Annotated in this window: 10 protein-coding genes; 9 read left to right on the plus strand and 1 reads right to left on the minus strand. The window is 70.6% G+C overall.

Translation table 11 applies throughout. The features are described from left to right. The 9 genes from QR77_RS23215 to QR77_RS23255 form a co-directional block, all read left to right on the plus strand. Nucleotides 1–266, plus strand: a 266-nt coding sequence (locus QR77_RS23215; RefSeq protein WP_173476342.1) for a pantoate--beta-alanine ligase, incomplete at its 5' end; no start/stop codon positions are given. Further along, nucleotides 263–2038 carry an L-aspartate oxidase gene (locus tag QR77_RS23220; protein ID WP_040024067.1) on the plus strand — a complete coding sequence of 592 codons (1776 nt, stop codon included), beginning with the start codon at nucleotides 263–265 and terminating at the stop codon, nucleotides 2036–2038. The genes QR77_RS23215 and QR77_RS23220, both read left to right, overlap by 4 nt. Before the next feature lie 2 nt (nucleotides 2039–2040). Continuing rightward, nucleotides 2041–3078 (plus strand): carboxylating nicotinate-nucleotide diphosphorylase, encoded by a 1038-nt coding sequence (gene nadC / locus QR77_RS23225; RefSeq protein ID WP_040024068.1) that lies wholly within the window; start codon nucleotides 2041–2043, stop codon nucleotides 3076–3078. Beyond that, a complete protein-coding gene (locus QR77_RS23230) occupies nucleotides 3078–3875 on the plus strand; it encodes a type III pantothenate kinase (protein ID WP_040024069.1) in 798 nt (265 codons plus the stop codon). Before nadC ends, QR77_RS23230 begins: the two co-directional genes overlap by 1 nt. A gap of 159 nt (nucleotides 3876–4034) precedes the next feature. Further along, the gene (locus tag QR77_RS23235) at nucleotides 4035–4691 is read left to right on the plus strand and encodes a hypothetical protein (RefSeq protein ID WP_040028512.1); all 657 of its coding nucleotides are present in this window, start codon (nucleotides 4035–4037) and stop codon (nucleotides 4689–4691) included. Between the two features lie 14 nt (nucleotides 4692–4705). Continuing rightward, complete coding sequence (locus QR77_RS23240) at nucleotides 4706–4897, plus strand: hypothetical protein (protein ID WP_040024071.1); 192 nt, start codon at nucleotides 4706–4708, stop codon at nucleotides 4895–4897. Nucleotides 4898–5140: 243 nt separating this feature from the next. Further along, complete coding sequence (locus QR77_RS23245; protein ID WP_078877050.1) at nucleotides 5141–5686, plus strand: BlaI/MecI/CopY family transcriptional regulator; 546 nt, start codon at nucleotides 5141–5143, stop codon at nucleotides 5684–5686. A gap of 11 nt (nucleotides 5687–5697) precedes the next feature. Next, nucleotides 5698–6237 carry an amino-acid N-acetyltransferase gene (locus tag QR77_RS23250; RefSeq protein ID WP_078877052.1) on the plus strand — a complete coding sequence of 180 codons (540 nt, stop codon included), beginning with the start codon at nucleotides 5698–5700 and terminating at the stop codon, nucleotides 6235–6237. A gap of 176 nt (nucleotides 6238–6413) precedes the next feature. Further along, nucleotides 6414–6749, plus strand: a complete 336-nt coding sequence (locus tag QR77_RS23255) for an Lsr2 family protein (protein WP_040024074.1) — start codon at nucleotides 6414–6416, stop codon at nucleotides 6747–6749. Here the strand turns inward: QR77_RS23255 and QR77_RS23260 are convergent. Next, nucleotides 6728–7134, minus strand: a 407-nt coding sequence (locus QR77_RS23260; RefSeq protein WP_236710781.1) for an SCO3374 family protein, incomplete at its 5' end; no start/stop codon positions are given. The two genes, QR77_RS23255 and QR77_RS23260, sit on opposite strands and share 22 nt — an antisense overlap.

The raw sequence follows: 7134 nt of genomic DNA on the forward strand, positions 1-7134 counted from the left end.
ACGCGCACGCGGTGGCCTCGGCGTCGGCCGGGCAGCCGAGGCCGCGCGGCGCCGACGCCGTACGGGCCGCCGCCCGTTCCGTACTCGACCAGGCGGGGCGCTCCGTACCGGCGCTCGTCCTCGACTACATGGCCCTCGTCGACCCCGCCGACTTCACCGAGGTCCCCGACGACCACACCGGTGAGGCGATCCTCGCCGTCGCGGGCCGGATCGGTACGACGCGGCTGATCGACAACATCACTCTGACCTTCGGAGCGCCCCAGTGACCGGAATACGCCTGTCGGCCCCCGCACCCGGCTGGTCCGTCGACGCCGATGTCGTCGTGGTCGGCTCGGGCGTCGCCGGCCTCACGGCGGCGCTGCGCTGCACGGCTGCCGGGCTGCGTACGGTCGTCGTCACCAAGGCCCGCCTGGACGACGGCTCCACCCGCTGGGCCCAGGGCGGGATAGCCGCGGCGCTCGGCGACGGCGACACCCCAGAGCAGCACCTCGACGACACGCTGGTCGCGGGGGTCGGGCTGTGCGACGAGGACGCCGTACGCACGCTGGTCACCGAGGGCCCGGACGCCGTACGCAGGCTGATCGCGACCGGCGCGCACTTCGACACCACGGCGGACGGCGACCTCCAGCTCACCCGCGAGGGCGGGCACCACCGTCGCCGTATCACCCACGCGGGCGGCGACGCGACCGGCGCCGAGGTCTCGCGCGCGCTGGTGGCGGCCGTACGGGAAGCGGCGCTGCACACCGTCGAGAACGCCCTCGCGCTCGACCTGCTGACCGACGAGCAGGGCCGTACGTCGGGCATCACGCTCCATGTGATGGGCGAGGGCCAGCACGACGGCGTGGGCGCGGTCCACGCGCCTGCGGTGATCCTCGCGACGGGCGGCATGGGCCAGGTCTTCGCAGCGACGACCAACCCGCCGGTCTCCACGGGCGACGGCGTGGCACTCGCGCTGCGCGCGGGCGCGGAGATCTCGGACCTGGAGTTCGTCCAGTTCCACCCGACGGTGCTGTTCCTGGGCGCGGGCGCCGAGGGCCAGCAGCCGCTGGTCTCCGAGGCGGTACGCGGCGAGGGCGCCCACCTGGTCGACGCCGACGGCGTCCGCTTCATGCTCGACCAGCACGAACTGGCGGAGCTGGCCCCGCGCGACATCGTCGCCAAGGCGATCATGCGGCGCATGCACGAGCAGGGCACCGAGCACATGTACCTGGACGCCAGGCACTTCAGCAGCGAGATGTGGGAGACCCGCTTCCCCACGATCCTGGCGGCGTGCCGCGCGCACGGCATCGACCCGCTGACGGAGCCGATCCCGGTGGCCCCGGCCGCCCACTACGCCTCCGGCGGCGTACGGACGGACCTGCGGGGGCGTACGACGGTGCCGGGGCTGTACGCGTGCGGGGAGGTGGCGTGCACGGGGGTCCACGGCGCGAACCGGCTGGCGTCGAACTCGCTGCTGGAGGGGCTGGTGTTCGCGGAGCGGATCGCGGCGGACATCGCGGCCGGTGCGGGCAGGGCTGAGCCTCGTCTTTGCAGGGCAGATGTCACCACTGCGGACACACCCGTCACCCCGCTCCCGCTCATCGCCCCCGAGGCCCGCGTCACCATCCAGCGCATCATGTCCGAGGGCGCGGGCGTGCTCCGCTCGGCGCGCACTCTCGGGGTCGCCTCGGCCGCCCTGGACGCCGTCCACCTCGACGCCCTCCGTACGGAAGCCGCCGACTCCGCCGGCGCGGCGCACGGCGCCGAGGCCAAGGCCGCCGTCCCCGGCGTCGACTCCTGGGAGACGTCGAACCTCCTCTGCGTCGCCCGCGTCCTCGTCGCCACCGCCCTGGAGCGCGCGGAGACCCGGGGCTGCCACTGGCGCGAGGACCGGCCCGAGCGCGACGACGCCGAGTGGCGCCGGCACCTGGTCGTCCGCCTCCTGCCCGACCGGAGCCTCTCCCTCCGGCGCACCGGAACCGCCGCGTTCCCGCCCGTAACCCCCGCGGATTCCGCGAACCCCGCAGCCGCAGACACCGACGCCCCCTGGGAGCCGTAACCGTGAGTACGCCCGAAGACACTCCGCGCCCCACGCCCGTGGACGTGCCGCTGATCCAGATCGGTGCCCCCGCCGACGCCGCGGCCGGGTCCTGCGGTGCCGGCTGTGCCTGCGGCGGGGAGGACGGATACGGCCCCGAGGACATCGAGTGCGGGCTCGACCCCGCGCTCGCGCAGCTCCTCGCCGACGCCGGGCTCGACCCCGTACAGGTCGAGGACATCGCGCATGTCGCCATAGAGGAGGACCTCGACCACGGCCTGGACGTGACGACCGTGGCGACCGTCCCCGAGGACGCGGTCGCCACCGGCGACTTCACCGCGCGCGAGGGCGGTACGGTCGCCGGTCTGCACGTCGTCGAGGCCGTGCTCTCCGTCGTCTGTACGGATGACTTCTCCGTGGAGCGGCACGTCGAGGACGGCGACCGCGTCAAGGCGGGGCAGACGCTCCTCACCGTCACCACCCGCACCCGCGACCTGCTCACCGCCGAGCGCAGCGCGCTGAACATCCTCTGCCGCCTCTCCGGCGTCGCGACGGCCACCCGCGCCTGGGCCGACGTGCTCGAAGGCACGAAGACCAAGGTCCGCGACACCCGCAAGACGACCCCGGGGCTGCGCGCCCTGGAGAAGTACGCGGTGCGCTGCGGCGGCGGCGTCAACCACCGGATGTCGCTCTCCGACGCGGCGCTCGTCAAGGACAACCACGTCGTCGCGGCCGGCGGTGTGGCCGAGGCGTTCAAGGCCGTACGGGAGCAGTTCCCCGACGTACCGATCGAGGTCGAGGTCGACACGCTCCACCAGGTGCGGGAAGTCCTCGAAGCGGGCGCCGACCTGATCCTGCTGGACAACTTCACCCCTGCCGAGACCGAGGAGGCCGTCGGCATCGTCGCCGGGCGCGCCACCCTGGAGTCCTCGGGCCGGCTCGTCCTCGACAACGCCCGCGCCTACGCGGAGACCGGCGTCGACTTCCTCGCCGTCGGCGCGCTGACGCACTCCTCCCCGATCCTGGACATCGGCCTCGACCTCCGCGAGGTGGACGCCTGATGCTCCTCACCATCGACGTCGGCAACACCCACACGGTTCTGGGCCTGTTCGACGGCGAGGACATCGTCGAGCACTGGCGCATCTCGACCGACGCACGCCGTACGGCGGACGAACTCGCCGTACTGCTCCAGGGCTTGATGGGCATGCACCCGCTGCTCGGCGACGAGCTGGGCGACGGGATCTCGGGGATCGCGATCTGCTCGACGGTCCCCTCCGTCCTGCACGAGCTGCGCGAGGTGACCCGCAGGTACTACGGCGACGTCCCCGCAGTCCTGGTCGAGCCCGGCATCAAGACGGGCGTGCCGATCCTGATGGACAACCCCAAGGAGGTCGGCGCCGACCGCATCATCAACGCGGTGGCGGCCGTCGACCTGTACGGCGGCCCCGCCATCGTCGTGGACTTCGGTACGGCGACCACCTTCGACGCGGTCAGCGCGCGCGGGGAGTACGCGGGGGGCGTGATCGCGCCCGGCATCGAGATCTCCGTCGAGGCACTCGGTGTCAAGGGCGCCCAGCTCCGCAAGATCGAGCTGGCCCGCCCGCGCAGCGTGATCGGCAAGAACACGGTCGAGGCGATGCAGTCGGGCATCGTGTACGGCTTCGCGGGCCAGGTCGACGGCGTGGTGACGCGGATGGCGCGCGAGCTGGCCGAGGACCCCGAGGAGGTGACCGTCATCGCGACGGGGGGCCTCGCGCCGATGGTGCTCGGGGAGGCGTCGGTGATCGACGAGCACGAGCCGTGGCTGACCCTGATCGGGCTGCGCCTGGTGTACGAGCGGAACGTCTCGCGGATGTGACGGCGGCGGGGCCGGTGGCGCCGGGCGCGTGAGGTGGCGGCGAGGTCGGTGCGGTCAGTGCGGGGGCAGGGCCGCGCCCGAGAGTGACCGTTAAGAGGATTTTGTCCCTTTGGCGCGTAAGGTCGCCGCATGCCCACGCCATACGGATCCCGCGGCGGCCTGGCGTTCGGTGCTGACGAGCTGCGTGTGCTCCGACGCGCCCTCGCCGTCGCCCTCCACCCCGCCCCGCTCCCCGACGAGGACGTGCGGGCCTGCCTGGGCCTCGCCGAGTCCGTGGACGAAGCGGTCAGGGAAGCCGGTCGGCTGCGTGCCTTTCTCCGCGCCGATCTCGCCCGCTATCGCGCCGCTCTGCCCGGCTCCCTCACCGGCTACCTGGAGCTGCTCCAGGACGCCCTGACGGCCGGATACCAGCCCGTGCCCGACGATCTCGCGGCGCTGCGCGCCCTGCGCGGCAACCAGCTCGCCTCCGTCCTGCTCGACCGCTGCGAGCGGCTGGCGGAGCGGTCGGTACGGGCCCGCCTCGCCGGGCGTACGGCAGGCGCCTTCGGTCCGGCCCCCGCCCTGGCCGGCAGCCGCACGTACGCGGCTCAGGTGCCCCGTATGCGCCTCCACGCGCTCCCCGGCGGCCGCGCCGCCGCCGACGAGCCTCGCAAGCCCGACAAGCCCGACAGGCCGGTCGAGCCGCGCAGGCCCACCCCGCCGGGGCGCCCCGAGCCCGGGCGTCCGGATCCGGACCGGCCGATGCCGAAACCGTCCGAGGTCTTTCCGCCACGCCGCCGACCCAAGCCCCCGCCGGAACATCGCGCCGCCGGCTGACTACTCTGGTCGGTATGGACTATGTATCCGCGCTTGTGCCTCCTGTGGTGATGGCTACCTTCTTCATCTTCCTGGTCCGGACGATCGTCAAGAGTCAGGGCGGTGCGAACAAGGCCAAGGAGGACGCGGCCGTGGACGCTGCCATCGCCCGCGCGGAGGCGGCGCAGCAGCAGCCGGCCCACACGCCGGACACCCAGAGTGTCTGACACTCGGAAGAGCGTCAGACACCACCTGGGACATCAGGGACGCGCCGTACCCGCTGTGCCGCGCGTCCCGACCGCGTGACCTCATCTCGATCTCGCCGCGCGACCACGCGCGCGGCCCGGAAACTCCCTGGGCCGATGAGCGGATGACCCGGACGTACGACTGATTTCAGTCGTACGTCCTTTTTGTTCCATGCGTTCTGTCAATAACCGGCTATTCGGACATCTCGCACTATGGTGAACGCTGTGCCCCGTCAATTGGGAGACCTGGAAGACGCCGTGATGACACGGGTCTGGCAATGGAACCGTCCGGTCACCGTCAGGGAAGTCCTCGAAGACCTTCAGCGGGAACGGTCCATCGCCTACACCACTGTCATGACCGTAATGGACAATCTCCATCAGAAGGGCTGGGTGCGGAGGGAAGTCGCCGGCCGCGCCTATCGATATACGGCGGTCTCCACCCGGGCCGCCTACGCGGCGGCCCTCATGAACGAAGCGTGGTCGAAGAGTGACAACCCGGCAGCGGCGCTTGTCGCCTTCTTCGGGATGATGTCGACGGATCAGCGTGCGGCGCTTGAGGACGCGGTTCGTATGGTCCGGGGTGATCGCCCGGAAGTGGTACCGGAAGAGTCACCCCTTGAGTCCACTCAAAGTACGGCGGAAGGCCTGCCGGAAGCGGGCACTGAAGAGACGCCGGAAGAGACGCAGGAAGAGCCTGTTCAAGAGGTGCCCGAAGAGGGACCCCAAGAGGTGGCCGAGGGCGCCGACAGCGACCCGGGGGCGGGGCGATAGCGTCCAGTCCCATGCCGTCAACGCATCCGCTTCCCAATGCCGCAGCAAATGCCGTCACCGTCCGCCGGGCCAGGACCAGGGATGTGTCGGCCGTACGCCGTCTCGTCGGCCCTTACGTGAGTGAAGGCATCCTGCTCGACAAAGCGCCGGTGACTCTTTACGAGGACATCCAGGAGTTCTGGGTAGCGGAACGCGACGAGGACGCTACTGTCATCGGCTGCGGCGCACTCCATGTCATGTGGGAAGACCTTGCCGAAGTGCGCACACTCGCCGTGGATCCTGCGGTCAAGGGGGCCGGTGTCGGCCATGAACTGCTGGACAAGCTGCTGGAGACCGCACGCTGGCTCGGAGTGAGCCGGGTATTCTGCCTGACCTTCGAAGTCGACTTCTTCTCGAAGCGCGGGTTCCGGGAGATCGGTGAGACTCCGGTCGATCGAGATGTCTACAGGGAGCTGCTCCGTTCCTATGACGAGGGTGTCGCCGAGTTCCTCGGTCTCGAACGAGTGAAGCCGAACACCTTGGGCAACAGCCGCATGCTTCTGCACCTGTGATCGCCGGACATCGCGCGGAAGTCGCTGGGAACTTCCCCAAGATGATGGAACCCCTATGTCCGAATCGCGCACGTTTCCCGTGTTCTTGAGCCACTGAACCTCTGCCGGGGGTTTGTGTTTTCCAGAGAAAAGCGGTTTCCTTTCCGCGTACTGCATTTTCGATGAAAGGAAATCCGGTGGCACAGAAGGTTCAGGTCCTTCTTGTTGATGACCTCGACGGCGGCGAGGCGAACGAGACCGTGACGTTCGCGCTCGACGGCAAGACCTATGAGATCGACCTCACGACGTCCAATGCGGACAAGCTTCGTGGTCTGCTGGATCCCTACACCAAGAGCGGCCGGCGTACCGGTGGCCGCGCGGCGGGTGGGCGCGGCAAGGGCCGTGTCGCCGCCGGTGGTAACAAGGACACCGCTGAAATCCGCAAGTGGGCGAAGGAGAACGGCTACAGCGTCAACGACCGCGGCCGCGTTCCCGCCGAGATCCGTGAAGCCTACGAGAAGGCCAACGGCTGAGTATTCGTACGCGGCCTATTTCCGCGCAGCAACCGGGCCCGGTGGCACTCCGTCGCAGCCGCGTCCACGAGCCGTACGAGATCGGGGGCATCCCCACCGCTGCCCCCGTTGCCGGCTCCGCGTCCGAACGGCGCGATGGCCGGCAGTGTCGGTTCGACCTCATGACCCGGTTCGGGGGACCGCAGCCAGACGGCGGTCCCCCGCGCAGCGCCGACAGCGCCCGTGGCGGCGCAGGCGTGAGCGCGCGGCTCCCTGGGGGGCGCGGGGGCGCGCATCCGTCCGCCGGTCCCGTGAGCCGTCAGATCGAGGGCGATTCCGCCCCACTCCAGCCAGTCCAGCAGCCCCGGCAGCTCGTCGGCGCTTCCCGCGGCCACCAGCAGCCACA

The sequence above is a fragment of the Streptomyces sp. 150FB genome, from assembly GCF_000818195.1.
Taxonomy (GTDB): Bacteria; Actinomycetota; Actinomycetes; order Streptomycetales; family Streptomycetaceae; genus Streptomyces.